Genomic DNA, 23,361 nt, shown 5'->3' with positions numbered 1-23,361 from the left:
CGCATGGGCTTGCAGGCCCCTTTCCAGACTGCCGACACGGGAACGGACAATCCTGTTTCTTCCCTATTTCTTCGTCGCCGCGCCCGACTTCGCGGGCGTCTCGAACATCGCGCGGCATCGGGGCGACAGTCTGTCGATCTTCTTCTTCATGCACGCGGTGATCCTGGCTTCGTTGGGGATCGCGAAGGCGCACAGCTTCAGCGCATCCCCCTTGCAGGCGGCGGTCTGTTCGTTGCGCGTGGCGGCCGACGCCCCGCCCCACGCCGCGCTCACCGCCAGCCCGGCGGCCAGCAGCACCACCCCCCATCCCGTCGTCCCGTTCCTGTTCATATCCATCCCTTTCCGCCTCACCGCACTTCGTCGACAATCAACCGCAGACCCGCCCCCGTTCAGGACAGCAGCAGCACGATCACCAGCCCCCACATCGTCAGCAGCGTATTGCTGACGGCATAGGGCACGGTATATCCCAGCATCGGAACATTGCTTTTCGCGACATCGGCAATCATGGCGACGGAGGCGGTGCTGGTACGCGCCCCGCCACAGCACCCCAGATTGATCGCCGGATCGAAGCGGAAGATATATTTCCCGATAAAGGGCGCCAGGATCATCGGCACAGCGCTGGCGAACACCCCCCAGAAAAAGATGCTCACCCCGGCCTCCCGCAATCCGGTAATGAAGGTCGGCCCTGCGGAAATCCCGACAACCGCGATAAAGATATTCAGCCCGACGGTATTCATGAACCAGATCGAAGCCGCCGGTACGCTGCCCAGGCGCGGCGTCACCCCGCGCAGCCACCCAAGCACCAGCCCCGCGATCAGCGCCCCGCCCGACGCCGACAGCGTGATGGGAATGCCGCCGACGGGCAGGACGAGCGAACCCAGCAGCCCGCCGACGAAAATCCCCGCTCCCACCAGCACCATGCTGGTCGCGTTGGTCGGGCGGTCTGCATAGCCGACCTCACCGACCAGCCGCTCCACATTCCGCCGGCTGCCGGTAATGCTGATGATATCGCCACGGTTGATCGCCGTTTCCGACAGAACGGGAATGTCCACATTCATCGCACCACGGCGGATGCTGTTGATATAGATCCCCTGCGCATAGGGGGCCGTCGCCAGTTCGCCCAGCCTGCGCCCGTCCAGGGCCTTGCTGGTCATGATGACGTCGATGGTCTCGATCGGGATATCGATCAGTTCCCGGTCGGATATCTCCTCGGCATGGTTGGACCAGTAGACCAGCGCATCATGCGGCCCCGAGACCGCCACGATGTCCCCTTCCCGCAGCAGCGTCGCACCGTCGAACGGGATGATGGCCCCGTCCCGCCGCAGCTTTTCCAGGAAGATGCGCGATCGCGTCGCCCGCTCGGCATCCGCCACGCTCTTCCCCGCGATCAGCCCGGCGGTCCTCAGCCTGTAGGCCCGCACGATATATTCGTGCCACGCCGTCTCGGCATTCTCGTTGACCGGCGTGATATTCATGTCCCGTTCGTAGCGCCGGCATTCCGCTTCCAGGTCGATGCCCAGCAGCTTCGGGCCGAGAAACGCCAGGATCCAGCCCGTCCCGACGGTCCCGAACAGATAGGTCACCGCATAGGCCACCGGTATCGCATTCAGTTCCGCCTGCACCCGCGCCGGCGCCAGCCCGCTGCGATTGATCGCATCGGTTGCCAGGCCGATGGAGGCCGAAATCGTCTGCGAGCCGGCAAGCAGCCCCTCGGTCATGCCCGGCCCGTAGCCCGAGACGCGCGCGGCCGTATAGACCCCCCCCAGGCACAGCAGCGAGATCACGACCGCAAACAGCGCCTGCGGCAATCCGTCATTGGCCACCCCCCGCACGAATTGCGGCCCGACGCCGAAACCGACGGCGAACAGGAACATGATGAAGAAGACCGATTTCACCTGGGGCGAAATCACAATCCCCATCTGCCCGACCAGCACTCCGACCAGCAGCGTCCCGGTCACCGCCCCCAGGCTGAAACTACCGAACCTGAGCGACCCGATCCAGAACCCGACCGCCAGCGTCAGAAAGATCGCCAGTTCCGGCGAGGCACGCAGCGTATCCGCAACCCAGTGTAGACTCATCTGTAAGATCCCTCACGCACCAAGCGGACCGATGCCACCGCCAAAGATCACGCGCTTTACGCGCCGGCTCCGTCACCGGCGGTCCGCTTCAGCAGCTTCAGGCCAAGCGACCGGTTGAAACCGTGGATCTCCTTCACATCGAGCTTGCGCATGAACGCGACGATCCCCGGCGTAATGACCTGCCCAGGCACCATGATCGGAAAGCCCGGCGGATACGGAATCACGAAATTGGCCGACACCAGTTCCGGCCCCGACTGCAGGCGCCTGTCCACCTCCTCGCTGTCCAGCAGCAGATATTCGCACTCCGCCTCGTTATACGCATCGTAGAAGGCCCGGCGGATATCGCCATGCAGCGTGTCGCCCGTCGCATCCTCGCGATACCGGTCGTCGAAACGGCTGAAATTCGGCAGCGTCGGCAGGTCCTCGACCAGTTCGCGCACCTGGTTCTGGAACGCTCTGCGCGAAGCCTCGCCATTCTCCGCGATCTTCTGCTCGATCTGCATCGCGATATCGATCAGGACCCGGATCAGCAGCGCGATGTCGCTCCGGGTATTATTGATGTTGGATTGCAGGAGAATGCTGTTGCGGGACGTCTTGTTGAGCTGGATATTGAATTTCTCGGCCAGGATGTTCTTGAAGGTCGTGCCGTCGAATCCCGCATGCCCGCACGACAGCGTCATCCGGGTCGGATCGAGCAGAAACTCGTCATCCTTTATCGCGCGGATCGCCTTCGCCCAGCTCATCTCCGGGTCGTTGTAATCCTTCAGGTCGGACGCACGGAACGCATCGGGGATCATCTCCGCGCTGCCCAGAACCCGGAAATATTTCGAGATCACCGGATGGCTGTTGACCTGCCTGCGGATTTCAAGCGCCACCTGCAACGCATTGGCAACCAGCCCATACCCCTCAAGCTGCATCTGCCGCCGCGCAACATCGAGCGAGGCGATGATCTGCAGGTTCGGGCTGGTGGAGGCATGGGTAAAGACGGCCTCATGGAACTGCGATTCGACATGCTCGAAATCCACGTCGCGAACCAGCACGATCGACCCCTGCCGTAGCGCCGACATCGATTTATGGACCGAATTGGTCTGGTAGATGCGCAGGCGCACCGCACGCGGGTCGGGCACGAGGCGCGTATCGAGCAGCACCTGGTCCGAGGGCGCGTCGCCCAGCGCCTTCCGCTGCGCTTCCCAAGCCGCCAGGGCTTCCGGCCAAGCCAGTTCTTCCGTCAGCGCGGCGGCGGCCCCCATGGCGGTGCGCTGGCGCAGCAGGGGCGACCAGTGCGCAAAGCCGAACCACGCCTCGTCCCACAGAAAGATCAGGTCGGGCTTGATGGCCAGACATTCTTCCATGACCCTGCGCGTATCGTACACATGGCCGTCGAACGTGCAGTTGGTCAGGTCCACCATCTTCACGCGGTGCAGTTCGCCCTGCGCCTTCAGCGCCAGCAGCGCCTGCTTGATCGTACGCAGCGGCACCGCGCCGTACATCGAATATTCGACCAGCGGAAACGCCTCGACGTAATAAGGCTGGGCCCCCGCCAGCACGCACCCGTAATGGTGCGATTTATGGCAGTTCCGGTCCAGGATCACGATATCGCCGGGGGCCAGCAGCGCCTGAAGCACCATCTTGTTGCTCGTCGAGGTGCCGTTGGTCACGAAAAACGCATGGTCCGCGCCGAAGGCCCGGGCCGCCATCTCCTGCGCGTCCTTGATATTCCCCGTCGGCTCCAGCAGGCTGTCCAGCCCGCCGGTCGTCGCCGAACTCTCGGCCAGGAACAGGTTCGGCCCATAGAACTCGCCCATGTCGCTGATCCAGTTGGACATGAACACAGACTTGCCGCGCGCGATCGGCAACGCATGAAACGTCGCGATCGGGCGCTGGGCATAGCGTTTCAGATTGTCGAAAAACGGCGTCCTGTAGCGCCTGCGTATCCCTTCCAGAATGGACAGATGCAGCTCCAGCGGCTCCTCCATCTGGTAGAAGATGCGATTGATGATACGGCTCTCCGGCCGCCCGGACAGGGATTCGATATTCCTGTCGCTCAGAAGATAGAGATCCAGTTCCGGGCGAATCTTCCTGATCGCCTGCGCCAGCCGGATCACATGGATCTCATCGTCACCGGCCGGCGAAATGTCGATGACGCTGCGGAATACGTCGAGCAGCGGATTGTCCCCGCTCCCGTCCGGCGAAAACCCCTCATACAGCACGACGGCACCGATATCCGGGTTCAGCAGGATCGCCGTCAGGGCATCGGGCGCATTGCCGACGATGACGGCCTGATAGACGAAATCATCTTCCGGCCTGCGCACCCCGGCAACTTCCTCGTGGATCAGCTTCCAGCGGCTGGGCGCGTGCGGCACGACACTCAGCACCTCGAAATACGGCGTATTCTTCTGGTGCGTGATCGCCTGCGGCAGACGGTTCAGGGGGTCGTCCTCCTGCTCGTCGGTGCTCCAGGCATTCACATCCCGATGGTATTTCTTCGAGACGATGGTGGTCGAGATACGCTGGGCCAGGCGCAGGAACGCCTTCGCGTCGTCATCGTCCAGCCAGCCATTCAGCCGATCGAGCAGCGCCGCCCCCGGATAGGCGAAAAATCGTTCGAATTCCTTGAGGTCGGCCAGGGCCCGCGTCAGGGCGCCCCTGCTCTCCGCAGCGCCCGACTCCGCCCATCTGCGGGCAACGGACAGAACCGAGAGCCAGCGGTCCGCGCGCAGCGCCGGCGTCGCCAGCGCAGCGCCGATCAGGGAATGCGGGGCCTGTTCCGTCGATACAGGATACGTCATGACATGGTTCCTTTTTCACGGCCACGCCAGGCCCAGCCGGCCGGCATGCGTGCAGTCTTCGTGAAAGGCGCGGGCGCTGCGGACCGGCCTATTTGCTGACGGGAATCGTCACGAGGGCACCGGGGGTCTGCGACGTCTTCGAAAGCTCGAAAAGCATCTGCGTGATGGTAAAGGCCACCTTGCTCTCGAAGTCGCCCTTGTCGACCCAGTAATAATAATTGTCGTAAAAGACGGACACGAATGCCCTTTTCGGGGCCTCGTGGCCGGAATGAACGGCGATCAGCGATTTCTCTTCGTTCCGCAACGACATATCCACATGCCGGGTGGTGCTGCCCGACGTCACTTCGTCGTCGGGAACCTGGATCTGATACGCAACCTGCCCAAGAACACTCAGCATGCTCCGGCTCAGCACCCGTATCTCGCCCGGCCGGGGCTCTCCCACGCCATACACCACTTCCATGCGGGTATCGTGCGGCGAGAAGTTCAAAAGCTCCCGCGTCCTGGCAACGACATTCAAAAGCGCCGGATCACGGGTCGAGGCAATGCCCAGATAGACATGGCTCGCCTCCGCCGATTTCCCCGGCACTTCCGCAACCTGCTGCAACTGGATACTCAGCAGGCCCGATGCCTGGAGCAGCCGCAGGTCATGAATCAGTTCGAAGAAATCGCCGATATTCGGGTTGATATGGTCGTCGATATCGCCATTGTTTCTCGAAAACGGCCGGTTGTTGCTCATCATGTTGATCGACTGCACCGAAAGCCGCATCAGGACGTCGATCGGCAGCCCGCCCATCGCCAGCGGCAGCAGGGTCGCGGGCGGCAACGGGCGCAGAAAGCTGTGGGCATAGGCATCGCCGGTCACAGGCTGAAAGGTAAAGGTCGGGCTCTCCTGCAACTGGGCCGCCAGGCCACCATTGGGCCGGATCGGAAATGTATCCGAAGCCACGCCGACAAAGGCGCTGCGCTGCAACTGGTAGCCCGATATCAACTGCGTCGTATCGAGCAGGCCGGGCGTATCCGCATAGCGAAGGCGGACAAGATTCATCAATGTCTGTTTTTTATTGGATTCTATGATGGATACCGAATACTGGTCCTGGTCTTTCCCCAGCCTGTAATTGCCTATGCTGTAACATCCGTTCAAAAAAGGGAAAAATGAAAGACATAATAACTTAATGGCAAAACGCCTCATCTTTCACTTTCCCGCCTTCAGCCACCCTCAAGTGACGGGACTGTCAGCCAAAATACTTAATTTTTCTTCAATGAATCCGAATAATCGGCATGTTTCCCGTTATATGCGGGCCGCACGCCGCCCCCTCCCCCGTCCCGATATCCGGCATCGGCCGGGGCCGAAAGCGCCCTTCATGCCCCCACACGCCGTCACGCAATCCGCCACCGGTCCACGGATAAATCGCCGCCGTCCGGCCCTTCATCCCACCCCGGCATCGCTCCGCTGGCGACAGGGTACAATCCATTGGGCATTCCCCGTTCCGCCCGGCATAATAGGGCCCTGTCCGCCCAGCCCCCACGACACCGACCGCCCGCACCTGCCGCCCGTCAGAACGAAAAAAGAAATCACCATGACCATAGACCGATAAAACCGCCCCAAATCCGCGCCATATCCGAATTTATGCCATCAACGGATCTTCCGAAGTGCCATCGTCATCCATATCGTTCGTAAAACGCATTCTGAATGCCATAAATGACCTGCCGGACGCCGAGCGACGACTGGCCGAATTCATTCTCGACTTCCCCGGCGACCTCGCCAGCTACGAAGCCAGGGAACTGGCAGGATATGCCGGCGTCTCCAACGCAACCGTTTCACGGCTCGTCCGGCGGCTGGGATATTCCGATTTCAGCGCCGCCCGCCACAGCGTCCGCTCCGAGAAGACGCTCGGCTCCCCCCTCATGCTCGATGCGAAGCAGCGCGACCAGCCGGATACGATCGCCGCCGGCCTGGCCTACAGCCACGCCAGTCTCGATGCCACCTTCGCCGCCCTGTCCGACCAGGCCCTGAACGATGTCGTGCAGTGGATATCGCGCGCGCGCATGGTCTGGATTGCCGGCTATCGCAGCAACCAGGCCTTCGCCGCCTATTTCCGGTGGCAGATCTACCAGTTCCTCCCCCTCTGCCAGCTCATTCCCGGCCCGGGCGAGACCATCGCCGAGCATATGGCCCATTTCGAAAAGGACGATTGCCTGGTCGTCTTCGGCGTCAGGCGGCGGGTGCGCCAGGTCGACCTGCTGCTCGAACACGCCCGCCAGACCGGCATGAAGACGGTCCTGATCACGGATCACCTCTATGGTGAAACGAAGACGGTCAATCGCGTCCTGCGCTGCGATACCAAAGGCCCCGGCGCGCTGGACAGCCATGTCGCCGTCGCCGCCGTCTGCAGCCTGCTGATCACGCGCCTGTTCCATGCCTCGGGCGCGCATGGCCGGCGGCGGCTCGTGGCGATGGAAGCCGCCCACGAACAGGCAGACGAACTGGCCCAGAACTGACATCCCCCCCGCCGCCGGCTCCGGCCATGGCGGGCCGTCCGGCAGGCAACCGAATTTCTTTTCGGCAATACATTTTCACCATGACACAAACATGAAAACGTGTTTTCATGCCGACCATGGAACGAACACTGCACCCGGATGCTCTGGACGACAGACAGGATGCCGCGGCCGGGGCCTCTCCCGCCCGCTCGGCATCCCCCCTGTCCGCCATGCAGCAGATGGAGGCGGCCCTTGTACAGATCGGCGTCACGAAGGCCCATAAACAGGTCATCGCGCTGATCCTGTCGGGCTGCCTGTTCGACAGCCTGGAGCAGAACACGGTCGGCATCGTCGGCCCGCTGCTGCGTCGTCAGTGGGGCCTGACGATGGCCGATATCGGCTTTCTCAATACCCTCACCTTCGCCAGCGCCGCCGCCGGGCGCCTCCTGTCCGGCCTGATCGGCGACCGCCATGGCCGGCGTGTCATGCTCGGCACCAATCTGCTGCTCTTTACCGCCGGTTCGCTGGGCTGCGCCCTGGCTCCCGACTTCACGGCCCTCTGCGTCTTTCGGGTCATCGTCGGCTTCGGCATCGGCGGCGAGGTCTCCACGGCGGTCACCATGCTGTCCGAGTTCTGTTCGCCCGCCTTTCGCGGCACGGCCGCCGGCCTGGTGAATGTCGGCGCGGGCGGCATCGGCAATTTCCTGGCCCCCATGTTCGGGTTGCTGGTTTTCACCCTGTTCCCCGGGCCGAATGGCTGGCGCTTTCTCTTTGCGTCCCTGGCCATCCCGTGCCTTCTGGTCGTGTTCTACCGCCGCTTCATGCCGGAGACACCGCGCTTCCTCGTGTCCGCCGGCAGGATCGCGGAAGCCAATACCGTCCTGTCGCAGTTCGCATCGGGCTCCCTGCGCACGCTGCGGGGCGCCAGCACGCCCTATGTCACGGCAGAGCCACCGGGGCACGGAGCCGGGCGGCCGGCCGCATGGCACAGCATCTTCGCGCCGCCCTATCTCAGCCGGACGCTCTTCGTCTCGTGCGCCATCCTGATGTGCTATGGCGCGCAGCTTTCCGTCCTGACCCTACTTCCCACCATCTTCATGAGCCTGGGCCACAGCTACACCAACAGTCTGGTCGATACGTCGATCACCCAGGCCGGAAGCGTCGTCGGCACGCTCCTCGCTTCGTTCCTGGCGCGTTCCGTCCCCCGCAGAAAGGTCCTCACGGCCGGCGCGCTCTGCGCCGTCCTGTCCGTCGCCGGCATTCTCTCCGCCGCGCACAATGCCGATGCCGTCATGACATGCGCCGTCATTTTCCAGGTCTTCGCGCTTCTGCTCAATACATCCATCTGGGTGTACGTGCCGGAACTCTATCCGACACGCAGCAGGGCGTTCGGCGTCGCCGTCGTTCTGGCCGCCGGCTCGGCCGCCGGCGCCATCATGCCAACCGTCACCGGCTCTCTTTTCGATCATCACGGCCTGGGGGCGGTCCTCACCCTCGTCGCAATCATGTATGGCGCCTGTCTGGTCTGTATCCAGTTCAGCCCGGAAACCTTCGATCGATCCATGGAATATGCCTCCCTCCCCGCGCAGGACCGGCCCTGATGCCGTCCCATCCCTTTCAACGCATCCTCCTCATCAATCCCAATAGTTCCGCCGCAACCACGCGGATGATGCTGCAGATCGCCCGCGCCGAACTGGACGAGACGGCAGAACTGCTCGGCGCCACCGCAACCCGCGCCCCACCCATGATCCTCACGCCATCTCAACTCGCCGCGGCAGCCGAGGAAGTCGTGGAAATTGCCGAGGTCGGCGCCGCATATTGCACCGGCTTCATCGTCAGCGCCTTCGGTGACCCAGGTCTCGACGTCATCAGAAAGCGCAGCCTGCTGCCTGCGACCGGCCTGTGCGAGGCATCCATGCTGGAGGCCGCGGCGGGCGGTCGCCGGTTCGGCGTCGCCACCGTCACCCCGGAGCTGATCCCGGTCATCGACCAGCGCGCCACAATGCTCGGCCTCGGCGCGCTCTATACAGGGGTCCAGTGCACCCCCGACGATCCCACCGCCCTGACAGCCGACAGCGACCGGCTGAACGGAAAGCTGGCCGAAGCCGTCGACGCCTGCATTCGTAAAGATGGTGCCCAGGCCGTCATCATTGGCGGCGGCCCCCTGGGCCAGGCCGCCATCTGCCTGGAAAAGACATTCGACATGCCGATCATCGCCCCCATCCCGGCGGCCATCCGCCAGGTCATGGCGCAGATGGAATCGGCACGATCGATGACGCTCTAGCCCGACCTCACATCCCTCCCGGCACAAGACAGTGAACATCGGCAGGAAAGGACATAAAATGTTTCGATATCAATATAATATACTTTTCTCCAGGCACCGGATCGGCATGGTGGGCACATTGGCGACGATCCTGTTGCCCATGTCGGCCATGGCCCAGACCGTTCAGCCCTCGCACAGCCCGGCAGTCAACGCGGCACCGGCCCATCCCGGTCCCGCACGCCATGCCGGCAAGGCCCGTCCGACGGCGGCACAGGCACAGGCGGGCGAAAACCTCGTCGTCTCGGTTCGGCGTGGCGTCAGCGGCGCGGGCCAGCACGAAGCCCATTCCGAAACCATCCTGTCCCGGCAGGACCTGCTCAACCGCAATATCCGGACGCTCACCGACATCGTGCGCGTCGCGCCGAACCTGATCATCCAGCCCTCGTTCGGCAGCGCGGCGCTGAATTTCGCCATTCGCGGCGTCGGCCTGATGGATTTCACGCAGAACAACACACCGTCGGTCATGCCCTATGTCGATGGCGTCGCCTATCCCATCAGCATCATGACGTCCGGGTTGCTGTTCGATATGGAGGATGTCTCCATCGCGCCGGGGCCGTCAGGCTTCACCCACGGGCAGGCCACGACGGGTGGCGAAATCGACTTCCATACCGGCGACCCGACACCCCAGTTCCACGCCGGACTGACCGAAGACATTTCCAGCTACGGGCGCAACCGCGTCGAAGGCTTCATCTCCGGCCCCCTGTCCCGATCGGTCTTCGTCCGCATCGCCGGACAATCCATGACAGGCGGCGGTTTCCAGCATAATGCGCAGGGTGAGGGATACGGCAATGCCAATCTGGGCGCGCTGCGCGGAAAGCTGAAATGGCAGATCGACGATACATCCCGCCTCGAAGTCGGCGGTCACTGGACGACGGACCAGTCGGAATCCTCATCCGGCCATAATCTGTATAACGGGTATCATATCCCGGTCACGTCGGACATCATGGAAACGGAGTGGGGGCTCGACCCACGATTCGCAAAAATAATCGGCATCAACCCGAACAACAGCAAGCCGCGCGAAGACAACATCTTCTGGGGTGCAAACGTCCGGTACACCAAGGATTTTTCATGGGCGCGTCTCTCGACGATCAGCGCATACGAATCGGTCGACGAACATGAGCTGACCAACCAGACGAACTCGATCCTGGCCTACGGCAACATGTTCCGCAACAACCAGTCGAATGTGTTCTCCCAGGAAATCAAGCTGGAATCCAACCAGCCTTCCGCCCGCTTCCATTGGGAAGCAGGCCTGTATTACAGCCGCTCGCGCATGGCGCAGAGCTTCTGGTACGATTCCTCGGACCGGCCGAGCAGCACGCCGCTGAACCAGACGCGCTATTCGGAAAATCAGCAGAACTTCAACCAGTACGTCCAGCTTTCCTACGCGATTCTCCCGAAGCTGCGCCTGATCGGCGCCATCAATCATGAATCCGACGATCGCCAGATGCTCAACGCGACGAATGCAATCTACAATCTCGATACCGGGGCGGTCGTCGGCACCCCGACCAATTTCGGCAGCAGCGGAGCATTGACCAACCAGTTTGCCGGGCGGCTTGGCGCGCAATATCAGGCCACCCGCAACATCATGGGCTATTTCATGATCAGCCGCGGCTTCAAGCCCGGCGGGTTCAGCGCCAACATCATGCAGATCGCCTCACAGATAAAGCCCTTCAAGCCGGAGCAGGTCCTGTCCTACGAAGGCGGCTTCAAGGCCATGCTCTTCGATCGCCGCCTGCGCTTCAACGCTGCCGGATTCTACTACGATTATCGCGATCAGCAGCAGTGGAACACGGTTCTCGTGCCCCCGCCTTTCGGCGTCCTGGGCGGCTATGTCAACGCCCCGCGCTCCTACATCTACGGTGCGGAGTTCGACATGGAGGCCCACCCCTTCCCCGGCATGGTCCTGACACAGAATTTCGGCTACGAATACGGCGCCTACACGCAGTTCCAGAGCTATAACCGCGCGGCCATGACCGCGCAGTTCGCGGCAACGGGCGTATGGACGCCGATCACCACGAACTATGCCGGCTATTCCATGGGCCTTCCGGACCTGACGCTCAGCGGCGCCGCCGCCTACACCTGGAACGTCATGAAAGACTACCAGATGACGTTCGACGCCGATTACAGTTATCGCGGCGCCCAGACCCAGCCCCAATATATCGGGCAGACCGGCATGTATCGTGCCCCGGCCTATTTCCTGGTGAACAGTTTCCTGACCTTCGCGGCCCCGAGGCAACATTGGTCCGTCACGGTCTATGGCCAGAATCTCGCCGACCGCCGCTACTGGATCTCTAGCAGCACACAGGCCACCTTCTACGGCGTCACACCCGGCCTGCCACGCTTCGTCGGCGCACGCATCAACGTCACGTACTAGGGCCTGTCTGCGGCGTACGATAGCAGCGTTTTTTTCGCGCCATGAGAATGGTGCGAAATGGCGGAACATCCCCGCTGAACTTGGGTCCTTGGTGGCGGGCGGCGCAGCTTTTCATCCGCAGGACGAAACTCGGCGTATGGGAACGCCTGCTCGAACGGGTTCAGGAACAACAAGGAGTGGCGTTCGGAATGACTTTTCTGGATGGCACGAACATCAGGGCTCACCACAAAGCGGCGAGAGCCCCAAAAAAGGGACCTCTTTCGAAGAGCGAGACCATCGTGAAGCACTTGGCCGCTCTCGCGGCGGCCATGGCACGAAAGTCTGCGTGATCGCTGATGGGCATGGAAAAGCCTTCTGTGGAGTGACGCGCTGTCGCAACCAGATACGAAAAAGCAACAACGTCGTTCCTCGCGGTGATCCACATCGCTGCCGCTGCAAACTGGATCAAGCCCTAACAGGCCCTAGACCTATCTGGACATACATGATCGCTTTTATCGCTTTGTTTTCTGCGGCAAGCCCTGGAGTGAAACGCCCCTGATGAACACCCATCAAACAGAATAGGAGACACCGAAAAACTTCAAACCGTCTTTGTTCCTCTTCACTCTGGTAAAATCCGAATTCAGATGAACGAGACTGAAAATGCTTCAAAAACGGAACAAGTCTATTAATTTCCTTTTTTCACCGCCGATGCGTTTCCTACTTTTCGGCCTCGGCTGACTGGCTTCTGAGGTACGGTCTTACCATGTTCCAACCACCATGCGGTCAGTGCTTCCATGGTCGGCCCGAGGCCGCGTGCCTTGGCGGTCATCTCATATTCCACACGCGGTGGAACTTCCGCATAAACCGTACGGGAAATCAGACCATCTGCCTCCAGTTCGCGGAGTTGGGCGGTCAGCATGTGCTGGGTAATGCCGGGTATAGCCTTGCGCAATTCGCCAAATCGATGAACGCGCTGGTTGAGCAACCACATGATTTCAAGCTTCCACTTGCCTGAAAGCATCGAGAAGGCGCGCCGCATCTCATCCTGCATGGTGAAATCATCGTCAGCCATTAGTCATATTTTCCATACATACTGTCATTAATTCATCCTACTTGCGCCAATTCATACAGAAGATCAAATCTTATACACGCTCGTGGTGTCAGCCCCAATGAGCGTATGAATACAGCGTGACATCGGGCCGATGACCTCATCGAAGCACGGTGCGATCGGGAACAGTTATGACCGCAACCATTCTTTACTGGATCAGTACACTCCTTCTGTCTCTGCTCTATTTCGGCTCCGCGACCTTGTACCTGACGAAAACTGAGTGGGTTCGACAGACACTGGCGGACTTGAACTATCCAGCACCATACCTCGTGCCGCTCATGATCGCGGTCAAGATTCTGGGACCGTTGGCAATCCTCTCACGGATCAGCGTTCCCCTGAGCGATCTGGCCTATGCGGGCATCTTCTTTCACTTGCTCCTGTCCGGATCGGCACATCTCGGGGTTCGAAAACCTCAGGGTGCCTCGCCCGCTTTGATCGGTCTGGTGCTGCTGGCAGCTTCGTTCACTACCCAGAACACTGCACGTGCCGTGCCGTCCCGTCTCCATATGCAATGGCCCGCACGCGCTGACACAGAAAAAAACCTTAAACACCCAAAGGAAATGACCATGGGACGACTTGAAGGAAAAATCGCACTCGTCACAGGCGCCAGCCGTGGCATCGGTCGCGCCACCGCCAAACTGTTTGCAGCCGAAGGCGCCAAGGTTGGCGTGCTGTCACGCACACCGGCTGGCGTCGATGCGGTTGTGGCCGATATTCAAGCCGCTGGCGGTACCGCTCTGGCTATCCCCGCCGATGCGGGAAATGCGGACCAGATCAAGGCAGCCGTGGACCAGGTAGTTTCTGCTTATGGCGGTCTCGACATCCTTGTGAACAATGCCTTCGATGCAACCGTCGCTTATTCGTCGATCCTCGATCTGTCGACAGAGCAGCTTCAGCGCAATTTCGACATGGGACCAACCGCCTACCTGCACTTCATGCAGGCAGCCTATCCTCATCTCAAGGCCAGCGGCACAGGGCGCGTCATCAATTTCGGCTCGATGGCCGGGATCATCGGCCTTGCAGGTATGGGGCCTTACAATATGGCCAAGGAAGCCGTGCGTGCGCTGACCAGAACGGCTGCGCGTGAATGGGCCGGTGACAAGATCACCGTCAACAATGTTCTCCCCGTCGCAGAAACCTGGGGGCCGGAGGCAAACGTGCCGCCAGCGACCAATCCACTCGGTCGCTATGGTTCCCCGGAAGAAGACATCGCCCCTGTGGTTCTCTTCCTGGTCAGCAAGGATGCCCAGTTCATGACGGGTTATTCTCTGACGCCCGATGGCGGATCCATCATCGACGGCGCACGCTGAACCGGTAAGGCGACGGGCACTGGTCGGGGCAATTGTGAGGATCACCATTGCTGCCTCTCCCTCGCAGTTCATTTCCGCTCGGGCCACTCCTGTAACAAGGGAACAGATTATGAAAATTCACGCTGTTACTATCGACACCGCAAATCCGCAGAAACTCGCCGCATGGTGGTCGCAGGCTTCAGGGCTTGCGATTGGCAATGATTATGGCCAGATCGTCCAACTGACTCCATCGCCCGACCTTCCTCTCATCCAGTTTCAGAAGATCGAAGACGTTCCCACACAACGCAACCGCGTTCATCTCGATCTCAGAATACCTGATCTCGACCATCGGATTCAGTACCTGCTAAGCATCGGCTCAACGCTCGTCAAACAATATGAGCTGCCACAGATCCGTTACGCAACATTACTCGATCCCGATGGCAACACATTCGACCTCGTTGCGGAATAATCGAATCAGAGACTTCGCCTAAACCAGTGAACTGGAATTTTTCTGACGAATACCGCCTGACACAGATCATCCGACGGCATTCAAAAGCAGATCAAAATTTACATAGCCTGACTCATTACCGAGATTACGTTGAGGGCAGGGTCATGATAGCAATACAAAAACCAACCATAGGAAAATATCGCTGCTATCGTACGCCGCAGACCATGGGGCGACATCCTGCCCCTTGGGCGCACCGCCTCAATCAGAGGTTCCCGGATCGCCCATGTCTCGTCCGTAAAAGTGCCTGTTCTGTCTCCTTCTTCCATTCCTACAACATGGGAAGAAATTCAAGATCCAACCGGCCCCAGAAACCCCCGCGGCTCCAACCCTCCGACGAGGGTTGGAAGCACGCGCTCACCACATGTCCCTCACCTGAAGCGACAGGGCTGGTCCACCGTCGGCGCCTCGTCCACCTGCACCACCATCAGTTCCACCGGATCGTCCCCCACATTCCCCGCATCATGTCCCACATGCCCCTGCGGGTCCCTCCGGCTCAACTGATCTTCCCCCAGCGACACCTCTCCCGGCCCCATCACCACCTTGTGCCCATCCATGGCGGTCACATACCATGCGCCCTTCAGCGGAATGATCCATTGCACCTTGGGGTCGGGATGCCAGGCGCCATTCCAGTGCGCCGGCTGCACGGTAAAGATCACCTGCTCCGGGCCGCTCTTCAGCCGGTCCTGCCATTGCGGCCCGGCCGGCGCCGACATCGTCTTCAGGTCGAAATCCCGCACCGGACATTTCGTCATGTGGCTGATGCCGTCATGATCGGTCCAGTTATGCCAGTACCACATCGTCGGGCGCGGCGGCGCCGTCTCCGCATCGGCCGCCCCAACCGGGCACACGGCAAAAACCATCCCGGCCAGCAGGGCCAGCACCCCAGCCCGGCCGCACGGACGCTGATCGTTCCCCATGGGCACCACTCCCATTTCCATCAGGGGTCAACGACACGCCACCCGCCAGGGTTGCAGGCCCGCATCACACCCGCTCGACCGCCCAACGCTTCACGCCGCCATGCGCCATCCCGCATTCCACGACCCGCAGCCCGTCGATCACCCGCCCCCGCCGCGCCAGAAACCACCGCCCCAACCGGCGGGAATTCAGCCGCCCGGCCGGCGTGCCGGCAATGCGCAGCAGCGCATCCCGCAACTCCGCGTGCCGCAATCCGTCGCGATACCCGGCGGAATCCTGCCGCTCCAGCGCCGAAAGATCGTCGATCTCCCGCACCGTCCGCCCGCAATGCCGTCCCACCCCGGCCGCCTCGGCCAGCAGGCCCAGCATCTCGCGCAACTCGCCGCGCTCCGGGTCATCCTCGCGCGCCGCCTGCATGCTCAGGCACGGATCGGCCCGCCCCAGCCACACCAGCGCCGCCCGCACGGTCCGGCTCCAGCCCTCGAACGAGGCCAGCGGCGGCAGGTCCACCACCGCCCCGCTCCCCATCCATGCGCGCAGAATCGTCAGGCAGGCGGCAACATACGCCCCGCGATCGGCCATGATGTCCGCCACCGGATCACGGGCAAACCGGCGCAGTTCCGGCTGTTCGACCCCGGCATCCAGCGTCGCCAGCAACGCCCGCCGCGTCATGTCGCCGCGCACCCGCAGCGCATTGCCGGTGGCGAAGATCACCGCCCGGTTCTCGATCTCGACGCTGGACGATGCCCCCAGTTCGCGCAGCCGCAGGATCGGCCGCTCCGTCGCCTGACACAGCAGGTCCCCGCCCAGTTCCTCATTCACATTGTCCAGCGACATGATCGGATAGCCCGCCAGCAGCAGCCCGGTCAGGCGCTTTTCCATCTCCGCCACATCCTCGCCCGCGCTGGTCACCGGGCACACCCGCCCGGTCGCGATCACGCTCGCCAGATCCACCAGAAAACTCTTCCCCGACCCCGGCGCGTTGGCCCGAAAGGCAAAAAGCGGGCTCACCGGCATCATCCCGCGCGCCACGGTGGTCAGAATCGCCGCCAGCGCCACCGACCGGTCGGCCTCGGCGGCAAAGGGAAACTCCACCAGCAGCCCCTCCAGCAGCGCCAGCGCCGCCTCGGCCGCCACCCGCGTCGGTTCCGGCAGGCTCAGCTCCAGCGTCGGATCGTCCACATGATAAAGCCGCGTCGCCAGATCATAACCCGGCGCCATCAGCACCGATCCGTCCGGCCGCAGCGTCGGCGTGGTGATCACCCCGGCCAGCACAGGAAACGGCCACGTCCCCGCCCGGCTCAAAATCACCTGCGCCACCGCCGTCGGCGGGTCGATCGCCTTCCACCCCTGGCTGCGCCGGTCGAACCGCCGCCATTCCACCACCTGACACAACAGGTCGGTCAGTGCCGGCACGCCGACATCCATCAGGCACGCCGCCTGCGTCAGCCGCCCGTCCGCAGCCGCCACCTCGCGCCGCCCCGGCCGCGCCAGGCGGGTACCGCGCTGATAAACCGGCGCATTCGCCGCCACCAGCGCCCGCTCCCCGGCACTGGCCACCAGGTCGATCTCCCCGCCGCGCACCGCAATCGGCTCCAGCCCGGCCACCCGCCGCGCCACCACAGGCCCGCCTTGCGCCCCGGCGCGCTTCACACTGGTGCCGCACAGCACCGGCCCCACCCGCTCGCACAGCCACGCCCGCGCATCGGGCACGCGCAGATCCGCCGCATCGTCTCCCGGCTCCAGGTCGCCGACATCCACCAGCCGCACCGTCGCGGCAATCCCGCCCAGAATGGCGGCAATCTCCGCCGCCGCCTTCGCCCCCGGCGGGTCATGATCGGGCCACAGAATCACATGCCGCCCCGCCAGCACGCTCCAGTCCGCCCGGCCCACATGCCCGCTGCCCGCCGTCCACGTCACGCACGCCATGCGCGGAAACAGGCACTGCGCCGCGTCGGCCGCCTTCTCGCCCTCGCACACCAGCACGGTGCGTGCCCGCATCACCCGCTCCAGCCCGTACAGCGAGCGCGGCAAGGCGGCATGGCGCGGATGCCAGCCGGTCCGCTCGCCGCCCTCGCCCCGCAACGTGCCCCAGGTCAGCGGCATGATCCGCTTGCGCGCATGCGCCGTCGCATCACGCCGCACGACATAGCGCATCACCCGCCCGGCCGCGTCGCGATAGGCATAGACATGGTCCCACCCCGCCAGGTCCGGCATCGGCGCCCCCGGCGGCGGCACGCCGGGCCGCCAATCCTCATCCTCGTCCGCCGCCGCACGCCGCACCGGCCCGCCCGCCTCCACCCCCAATAGCGCCCCCAGTTCGCGTGCCGCCCGCACCCGGTCGTCACGCGCATACAGCGCCGCATAGAGGCTGATCGGGTCCCCCCCACGTGGCCCGCCGGCAAAATCAGCCCAGAGCCCGGTGCGCAGATTGATCGAGAGCGACCGCCCCGGCGCATTGTCCAGTCCGCCCACCACCCATTCATCGCCCCGCCGCCGGCCCGCCGGCAGCCAGCCCGCCACCAGCGCCGGCCAGTTCGCCAGCGCCGCCGCGTTGATCGCATCGAACGGAATGCCTGCCGTTCCCGTCATGATCTTTCCTTGTCGTTTCAGCAGAGGTCAGCATTCGGCCCGGCAGGTCGGGCACAGCCGCAGGAACGGCGAGACCACCTGGAACGCGGCCCGGCAATTCAGGCACGTCCGGTCGATCAGCTTCGGCGCCACCCGCTTCATCCCGGCCCTCGGCGCCCGGCGGCGATAACTCAGCCGGTCGCGGATCGTCTGCACCCGCATCTCCAGCGCCTGCGCCACCTGCGTCACCCGCAGCCCTTTCGCCAGCATGGCATCCACCTGCGGGTCCAGCCGCGCCCAATCATATTTCGATGGCCTCATCACGCCCCCCGTGCTCCGTCGGGCAGACCGGCCGTGTTCCCCCATCCCGTGTCCGGGCATCGCGCATGCACGCCACGACGCGCAGCCGTGTCGCCCGCCGCACTTCCCGCCCCGCCCGCATCTCATGGACGAAGCGCGGGTCCTTCATCGCCAGCACGCCGAAAGCCGTCGCCGACAGGCCGCTCTCGGTCAGGAAGCGCTCGATCATCCCCAGCAGGGGATCTTGCCGATAGGAAAGAAAAACAGGATCAGTCCGCATGGATAGGCACAATAATAGGCATAATCCTGCCGTCAAGAGGATATATCCTATTGGGAATTCCCTATTCCGCTCGGCATAATAGGGTCATGTCGGTCCTGACCCCCTCCCGCTACGCGCTGCTCAGGCTGATTGCCGAGGCCGGCAGCAACCTGAAGGCGGAATCCCTCGCGCTGGGGCGCAACCACGCCTATCTCCAGCAATATATCCACAAGGGCACGCCCCAGCGCCTGCCCGAGGACGTGCGCGAGTCCCTCGCCCGCCGCTTCGCCGTCAGCGCCAACGTGTTCCGCGACGACGCGGACCCGAATTGGGAGCCCCTGGCCCCCGGCACCCTGCATGACGCCAGCGAGGCCTCACCGCGCCGCCCGCATTTCGCCACGCCCCGCGCCCCGTTCGGCGCGGCCCCCGTCGAGCGCGACCCGCCGCCGACCGAGGGCCAGTTCCGCATTCCCGAATATAACGTGGCCCCGCAGGCCGGCCCCGGCGCCCTGCCCAGCCACATGGCGGTCGAGGACGGCCCCCAGCCGGTCGATCACTGGTTCCTGCCCCGCCGCTTCCTCAGCGCCTTCACCGACAGTCCGGAGGCCCTGGTGGTCCTGCGCGTCGCGGGCGACAGCATGGAGCCCGACTACCAGGCCGGCGAACGGGTGCTGGTCGATACCGCGCACCGCACGCCCTCACCGCCGGGCGTCTATGTGCTGTGGGACGGCTTCGGCCTGGTGCTGAAACGGCTGGAGATCGTCTACGGCACCACCGACCCGGTCATGGTCCAGATCATGAGCATCAATCCCGGCTACCCCACCTACACCCGGGCGCTGGACGAGGTGCACATCAACGGCCGCGTCGTCGGAAAGTGGGTCTGGAAATGATCTCGACGCCCGATCGGGCGTTTCCGTCCCGAAGCCGCCACGATTTCCCGTCAGCCTGACCCGACGCGCCGCCCCGGCGACGGATGGGACCAGTTGAAGGAGACCCCAGCATGACCAGACTGCTCCGCTCCACCTGCGCGCTGCTCGCGATACTCACGCTGGCGGCCTGCACCTACGAACGCGCCCCCTATCGCGGCTGGCACCGCGGCCATCACAACGGCCGTTACGGCTGGTACGACGATCACGGCGGCTGGCGCGGCGACTACTACCACCACCGTTTCTAACGAACGCCGGGCGGCTGCGGGCCGCCCGGACATCCCGCGCCTCACCCCAGGCGCGCCACCCAGTCCGCAACGGCATCCCCGCTGCCGATCGCCGGATCGACCAGCCCGTCGATCATGAAGGTCGGCGAGACATGGATGCCGTTCTGCCGCGCATAGCGGCAATGGCGCTTGATCTCGCGGTCCAGGTCCGCAATCGCGAACGCCTCCGCCAGCGCCAAGCCGCTATACGCCTCCAGCCGGGCAATGATCTGCCTCGGCGTGGCATCCATGTTCGGGCCGCCGCAATGGTGCGCGAACTCGAACTCCTCGCGATGCGCCCCCACGGCCGCCAGCACCGCCCGCGCGCTCTCCCTGCCCCCCGGCAACGTCGAAGCCGCGATGACACAGCGCGTCACCACACCGGAATACATGTGCCAGGGCTGCGACTGCATCGTCAGCCGCACGGTCACCCGCTCCTCCCCCGCCGCCGCCAGAAACGCATCCATCTTGCCGAAAGCACGGACGGAGAACGGACAGGTCGGCTCAAGAAACATCTCGAACAGCCGGGGCCCATGCCCCCACACCAGCGGATCGGCCCGCCAGCCCGTCACCTGCGCCATCGCATCATCCTCCCTCTTCCGGCCAACCCGACACGGCGGCCGCTCACGCCGCAACCCTATGGCACGGAAGCAAAATCAGCCAAGGCGGGATACAACGCCCGATAACGCGGCAGCACCGTGCCATAGGCCGCCTGCAACGCGTCATCCGGCGCAATCGTCTCCACCCGCTCGGGCGGCAGGCACACGGCCGCCACATCCTCTCCCGTCACGGCCAGCCGCGCCAGCCGCGCGGCACCGAACGCGCCCCCCTGCTCGCCATGCGCCAGACGATGCAGCCGGATCCCCATCACCGAGGCCAGAATCCCCAGCCACGTCGCACTGCGCGACCCGCCCCCGATCACATCGGCCTGCTCCAGCACCGACCCGGCTCCGGCCAGCCCGTCCAGCGCATCACGCAGCGAAAACGCAACGCCTTCCAGCACCGCCTGCGTCATCTGCGCCCGGCTCGTGCTCCGCTCCAGCCCGATAAACGCCCCCCGGATGCCGGCATCGTTGTGCGGCGTGCGCTCCCCCGACAGATAAGGCAGAAACAGCAGCCCCGAAGGCCGCGCGATCACTTCCGGCAGTTCCGCCAGCAATTCCGCCTCGCTCCGCCCCACGACCGAAGCCCACCAGGCCAGCGAGGATGCCGCCGAGAGCGTCACCCCCATCTGGTGCCACATCCCCGGCACGGCATGGCAGAAAGCATGGATCGCCGCGCGCGGCCCCGGCCGAAACCGGTCGGTCGTCGCCCACACCACTCCCGACGTCCCCAGCGAGACAAAGGCGTCGCCCGGCCGCACCGCCCCAAGCCCCACGGCCCCGGCGGCATTGTCGCCCGCCCCGCCGGCCAGCACCGGCGGCGCATCCATCCCCCATCGCTCCACCAGTTCGCGGCGCAACACCCCCGCCCGGTCCGTCCCCTCGCAAAGCGCCGGCATCGCCGCCAGCGGCAGACCGGTCGCCGCCAGCGCCGCCTCCGACCATTGCCGCCGCCCCACATCCAGCCACAACGTGCCGGACGCGTCAGACATCTCCTCGATCATCTCGCCGGTCAGCCGATAGCGCAGCCACGCCTTGGGCAGCAGCACATGCCGCGTGGCGCGAAAGATCTCCGGCTCATGCCGCGCCACCCACAGCAGCTTCGGCGCGGTGAAGCCAGGCATGGCGATATTCCCGGTCACCGTCCGACTGTCGGGAAAACGCTGTTCGAACACCGCGCATTCCGCACTGGCCCGCACATCGTTCCACAGGATGCAGGGCCGCAGCACCCGTCCGCCGCCATCCAGCAGCACCGCCCCATGCTGCTGCCCCGACAGGCCGATCCCCCGTACCGCCGCAACCGCACGCGGATGGCTGTCGCGCAGGGCGTCGATCGCGGCCAGCAGGGCACACCACCAGGCTTCCGGGTCCTGCTCGCTCCAGCCCGCATGCGGCGACTGGCTGGTCAGCGCCTCGGTTCGGGTGGCCAGCACGGTCTGGTCCTCATCGACCAGCACCGCCTTGATCCCGGACGTTCCCGCATCAATGCCGATATACATCGCCCTGCTCCCTGTCGGTGCGCACGGCCCGACGATAGCGCAAGCGCCCCTCTCGGCACAAAATCCGGAAACACCCTTTCAAATCAGAGAGATCAGCAAACCAACCCGCGTCGCCTCACATCCGCGTCACGACGCGCCATACCCGGCCCCGCCATCCAGATAAGGCCCGGAGGCACGATGGCCATGCCCCCTGCCGTCCCGCACCCCGCACGCCGCCAACACCAGCAGCAGGGCCAGCGCCATCATCCGCGCTCCCGTCCGCATCAAGCCCTGCCCCACATCCGGCGCAGCACGCCATCACGCAGCACCCGTGCATGATACAGCACCGCCGCCACATGCAAGGCCGCCAGACTCATGATCGCCCAGGCCAGCCAGCCATGCGCGCCGCCGAACAGATGATGCGTCGCCTGCGACATCGGCCCGAAAGGCGACCGGATCACGGCCCCGAACGCCGTCACCGGCCGACCGCCCGACCACCGGGCTAGATAACCCAGCGCGATCACCATCCCCAGCAAGAGATACAGCACACCATGCATCGCCCCCGCCGCGCGGCCGCCCAGCCCGTCGCCGGCAGGAAAGCGGATCGCCCGCCCTCCGGTCACCCGCCAGACAATACGCGTCACAAACAGCGCGGCCAGCAACACCCCCAGCGACAGATGCGCCGACACGACCGGCCCCCGCATCCCCTGCGGCACCCGGTGCATCACTTCCCCCAGCCCGAACTGCGCCACGACCAGCCACGCGCACGACCAGTGCAGCCACCGTGTCTCGACACTGTAGCGCACCGGCGCGGCCATCTCTCCAACCGCACCCGGCATCCCCATCCCGTCCATGGCACCACGCTCCCTGTCCCACCGACAGAAGCATGAACCCTCCGATCGCGTCCATCATGACGAAACCGTCAGACCATGCACCTCCCAGCCGTGATCAGAAACGGCGGCAGCCCTGCCCAAACAATCGCGAAAGGGCAGCCCCGTCAGTATCCGACGGTCAGGGACAGGTTGCCGAAAGCGCCCTTGTTGCCGAACCCGTTCTGGTCGAGGTCGGCGGGCAGGCCGCGCAGGCGCCAGCCGACATTGAAGGTCAGGCTGGCATAG

Annotated in this window: 21 protein-coding genes and 1 pseudogene; 9 read left to right on the top strand and 13 right to left on the bottom strand. The window is 64.0% G+C overall.

Annotation, left to right across the window (positions count from 1 at the left end):
* Positions 1 to 63 precede the first annotated feature (63 nt).
* The 4 genes from C7453_RS15615 to C7453_RS15600 form a co-directional block, all read right to left on the bottom strand.
* Positions 64 to 330 carry a hypothetical protein gene (locus tag C7453_RS15615; protein ID WP_245949085.1) on the bottom strand — a complete coding sequence of 89 codons (267 nt, stop codon included), beginning with the start codon at positions 328 to 330 and terminating at the stop codon, positions 64 to 66.
* A gap of 59 nt (positions 331 to 389) precedes the next feature.
* The gene (aspT, locus tag C7453_RS15610) at positions 390 to 2,078 is read right to left on the bottom strand and encodes an aspartate-alanine antiporter (protein WP_114728696.1); all 1,689 of its coding nucleotides are present in this window, start codon (positions 2,076 to 2,078) and stop codon (positions 390 to 392) included.
* Between the two features lie 56 nt (positions 2,079 to 2,134).
* Entirely contained in the window at positions 2,135 to 4,867 is a 2,733-nt protein-coding gene (locus C7453_RS15605; protein ID WP_114728694.1) for an aminotransferase class I/II-fold pyridoxal phosphate-dependent enzyme, read from the bottom strand.
* Positions 4,868 to 4,955: 88 nt separating this feature from the next.
* Positions 4,956 to 5,912, bottom strand: a complete 957-nt coding sequence (locus C7453_RS15600; protein ID WP_245949084.1) for a hypothetical protein — start codon at positions 5,910 to 5,912, stop codon at positions 4,956 to 4,958.
* 605 nt (positions 5,913 to 6,517) lie between these two features.
* Here C7453_RS15600 and C7453_RS15595 point away from each other — a divergent pair.
* The 5 genes and pseudogenes from C7453_RS15595 to C7453_RS15575 all read left to right on the top strand — a co-directional run.
* On the top strand, positions 6,518 to 7,366 hold the full coding sequence (locus C7453_RS15595; RefSeq protein WP_114728690.1) for a MurR/RpiR family transcriptional regulator: 849 nt from the start codon (positions 6,518 to 6,520) through the stop codon (positions 7,364 to 7,366).
* A gap of 107 nt (positions 7,367 to 7,473) precedes the next feature.
* Complete coding sequence (locus C7453_RS15590) at positions 7,474 to 8,946, top strand: MFS transporter (RefSeq protein WP_211311085.1); 1,473 nt, start codon at positions 7,474 to 7,476, stop codon at positions 8,944 to 8,946.
* On the top strand, positions 8,946 to 9,629 hold the full coding sequence (locus C7453_RS15585) for an aspartate/glutamate racemase family protein (RefSeq protein WP_114728688.1): 684 nt from the start codon (positions 8,946 to 8,948) through the stop codon (positions 9,627 to 9,629). The genes C7453_RS15590 and C7453_RS15585 overlap by 1 nt, the downstream gene beginning before the upstream one ends.
* 106 nt (positions 9,630 to 9,735) lie before the next feature.
* The gene (locus C7453_RS15580) at positions 9,736 to 12,042 is read left to right on the top strand and encodes a TonB-dependent receptor (RefSeq protein ID WP_114728779.1); all 2,307 of its coding nucleotides are present in this window, start codon (positions 9,736 to 9,738) and stop codon (positions 12,040 to 12,042) included.
* A gap of 7 nt (positions 12,043 to 12,049) precedes the next feature.
* A pseudogene (locus tag C7453_RS15575) lies at positions 12,050 to 12,394 on the top strand (IS5-like element ISMex42 family transposase); the annotation flags it as partial.
* 312 nt (positions 12,395 to 12,706) lie between these two features.
* Here the strand turns inward: C7453_RS15575 and C7453_RS19695 are convergent.
* Positions 12,707 to 13,093 (bottom strand): winged helix-turn-helix transcriptional regulator, encoded by a 387-nt coding sequence (locus tag C7453_RS19695; protein ID WP_114728686.1) that lies wholly within the window; start codon positions 13,091 to 13,093, stop codon positions 12,707 to 12,709.
* A gap of 167 nt (positions 13,094 to 13,260) precedes the next feature.
* Between C7453_RS19695 and C7453_RS19195 the strand changes: the two genes are divergently transcribed.
* Together C7453_RS19195 and C7453_RS15555 are read left to right on the top strand one after the other, a co-directional pair.
* Positions 13,261 to 14,439, top strand: coding sequence for an SDR family NAD(P)-dependent oxidoreductase (locus C7453_RS19195; protein WP_211311083.1), 1,179 nt, complete (start codon positions 13,261 to 13,263; stop codon positions 14,437 to 14,439).
* Positions 14,440 to 14,548: 109 nt separating this feature from the next.
* Entirely contained in the window at positions 14,549 to 14,887 is a 339-nt protein-coding gene (locus C7453_RS15555; RefSeq protein ID WP_114728684.1) for a VOC family protein, read from the top strand.
* Between the two features lie 407 nt (positions 14,888 to 15,294).
* On the opposite strand, the gene C7453_RS15550 is transcribed toward C7453_RS15555, so the two are convergent.
* The 4 genes from C7453_RS15550 to C7453_RS15535 all read right to left on the bottom strand — a co-directional run bounded on the left by C7453_RS15550 (position 15,295) and on the right by C7453_RS15535 (position 18,992).
* Complete coding sequence (locus tag C7453_RS15550; RefSeq protein WP_114728775.1) at positions 15,295 to 15,786, bottom strand: cupin domain-containing protein; 492 nt, start codon at positions 15,784 to 15,786, stop codon at positions 15,295 to 15,297.
* A gap of 121 nt (positions 15,787 to 15,907) precedes the next feature.
* Positions 15,908 to 18,433 carry a topoisomerase gene (locus C7453_RS19010; RefSeq protein ID WP_170143251.1) on the bottom strand — a complete coding sequence of 842 codons (2,526 nt, stop codon included), beginning with the start codon at positions 18,431 to 18,433 and terminating at the stop codon, positions 15,908 to 15,910.
* Positions 18,434 to 18,460: 27 nt separating this feature from the next.
* Complete coding sequence (locus C7453_RS15540; protein ID WP_114728682.1) at positions 18,461 to 18,733, bottom strand: hypothetical protein; 273 nt, start codon at positions 18,731 to 18,733, stop codon at positions 18,461 to 18,463.
* The gene (locus C7453_RS15535) at positions 18,714 to 18,992 is read right to left on the bottom strand and encodes a hypothetical protein (protein WP_114728680.1); all 279 of its coding nucleotides are present in this window, start codon (positions 18,990 to 18,992) and stop codon (positions 18,714 to 18,716) included. The genes C7453_RS15540 and C7453_RS15535 overlap by 20 nt, the downstream gene beginning before the upstream one ends.
* Before the next feature lie 86 nt (positions 18,993 to 19,078).
* On the opposite strand from C7453_RS15535, the gene C7453_RS15530 reads away from it, so the two are divergent.
* Positions 19,079 to 19,861: a S24 family peptidase gene (locus C7453_RS15530; RefSeq protein ID WP_245949083.1), complete on the top strand. Its 783-nt coding sequence runs from the start codon at positions 19,079 to 19,081 to the stop codon at positions 19,859 to 19,861.
* Positions 19,862 to 19,971: 110 nt separating this feature from the next.
* Positions 19,972 to 20,145 carry a hypothetical protein gene (locus C7453_RS19005; protein WP_170143250.1) on the top strand — a complete coding sequence of 58 codons (174 nt, stop codon included), beginning with the start codon at positions 19,972 to 19,974 and terminating at the stop codon, positions 20,143 to 20,145.
* Between the two features lie 41 nt (positions 20,146 to 20,186).
* Here the strand turns inward: C7453_RS19005 and C7453_RS15525 are convergent, their stop codons facing one another.
* The 4 genes from C7453_RS15525 to C7453_RS15515 form a co-directional block, all read right to left on the bottom strand.
* Positions 20,187 to 20,744 (bottom strand): DsbA family protein, encoded by a 558-nt coding sequence (locus tag C7453_RS15525; protein WP_114728676.1) that lies wholly within the window; start codon positions 20,742 to 20,744, stop codon positions 20,187 to 20,189.
* 56 nt (positions 20,745 to 20,800) lie between these two features.
* A complete protein-coding gene (xylB, locus tag C7453_RS15520) occupies positions 20,801 to 22,264 on the bottom strand; it encodes a xylulokinase (RefSeq protein WP_114728674.1) in 1,464 nt (487 codons plus the stop codon).
* A gap of 126 nt (positions 22,265 to 22,390) precedes the next feature.
* A complete protein-coding gene (locus C7453_RS19000) occupies positions 22,391 to 22,531 on the bottom strand; it encodes a hypothetical protein (RefSeq protein ID WP_170143249.1) in 141 nt (46 codons plus the stop codon).
* A complete protein-coding gene (locus tag C7453_RS15515) occupies positions 22,528 to 23,097 on the bottom strand; it encodes a cytochrome b (RefSeq protein WP_114728672.1) in 570 nt (189 codons plus the stop codon). The genes C7453_RS19000 and C7453_RS15515 overlap by 4 nt, the downstream gene beginning before the upstream one ends.
* Positions 23,098 to 23,361 lie beyond the last annotated feature (264 nt).

Source organism: Gluconacetobacter liquefaciens (genome assembly GCF_003350405.1).
Lineage (GTDB): Bacteria > Pseudomonadota > Alphaproteobacteria > Acetobacterales > Acetobacteraceae > Gluconacetobacter > Gluconacetobacter liquefaciens.
The sequence above is the reverse complement of the archived record's forward strand: the minus strand, read 5'-3'. Positions and strand labels throughout refer to the sequence as shown.

Coding starts and splice junctions, on each gene's coding strand:
- C7453_RS15615 (WP_245949085.1), bottom strand. CDS start 330: ATGAACAGGAACGGGACGACGGGATGGGGGGTGGTGCTGCTGGCCGCC.
- aspT (WP_114728696.1), bottom strand. CDS start 2,078: ATGAGTCTACACTGGGTTGCGGATACGCTGCGTGCCTCGCCGGAACTG.
- C7453_RS15605 (WP_114728694.1), bottom strand. CDS start 4,867: ATGACGTATCCTGTATCGACGGAACAGGCCCCGCATTCCCTGATCGGC.
- C7453_RS15600 (WP_245949084.1), bottom strand. CDS start 5,912: ATGAATCTTGTCCGCCTTCGCTATGCGGATACGCCCGGCCTGCTCGAT.
- C7453_RS15590 (WP_211311085.1), top strand. CDS start 7,474: ATGCCGACCATGGAACGAACACTGCACCCGGATGCTCTGGACGACAGA.
- C7453_RS15585 (WP_114728688.1), top strand. CDS start 8,946: ATGCCGTCCCATCCCTTTCAACGCATCCTCCTCATCAATCCCAATAGT.
- C7453_RS15580 (WP_114728779.1), top strand. CDS start 9,736: ATGGTGGGCACATTGGCGACGATCCTGTTGCCCATGTCGGCCATGGCC.
- C7453_RS19695 (WP_114728686.1), bottom strand. CDS start 13,093: ATGGCTGACGATGATTTCACCATGCAGGATGAGATGCGGCGCGCCTTC.
- C7453_RS19195 (WP_211311083.1), top strand. CDS start 13,261: ATGACCGCAACCATTCTTTACTGGATCAGTACACTCCTTCTGTCTCTG.
- C7453_RS15555 (WP_114728684.1), top strand. CDS start 14,549: ATGAAAATTCACGCTGTTACTATCGACACCGCAAATCCGCAGAAACTC.
- C7453_RS15550 (WP_114728775.1), bottom strand. CDS start 15,786: ATGGTTTTTGCCGTGTGCCCGGTTGGGGCGGCCGATGCGGAGACGGCG.
- C7453_RS19010 (WP_170143251.1), bottom strand. CDS start 18,433: ATGACGGGAACGGCAGGCATTCCGTTCGATGCGATCAACGCGGCGGCG.
- C7453_RS15540 (WP_114728682.1), bottom strand. CDS start 18,733: ATGAGGCCATCGAAATATGATTGGGCGCGGCTGGACCCGCAGGTGGAT.
- C7453_RS15535 (WP_114728680.1), bottom strand. CDS start 18,992: ATGCGGACTGATCCTGTTTTTCTTTCCTATCGGCAAGATCCCCTGCTG.
- C7453_RS15530 (WP_245949083.1), top strand. CDS start 19,079: ATGTCGGTCCTGACCCCCTCCCGCTACGCGCTGCTCAGGCTGATTGCC.
- C7453_RS19005 (WP_170143250.1), top strand. CDS start 19,972: ATGACCAGACTGCTCCGCTCCACCTGCGCGCTGCTCGCGATACTCACG.
- C7453_RS15525 (WP_114728676.1), bottom strand. CDS start 20,744: ATGGCGCAGGTGACGGGCTGGCGGGCCGATCCGCTGGTGTGGGGGCAT.
- xylB (WP_114728674.1), bottom strand. CDS start 22,264: ATGTATATCGGCATTGATGCGGGAACGTCCGGGATCAAGGCGGTGCTG.
- C7453_RS15515 (WP_114728672.1), bottom strand. CDS start 23,097: ATGGACGGGATGGGGATGCCGGGTGCGGTTGGAGAGATGGCCGCGCCG.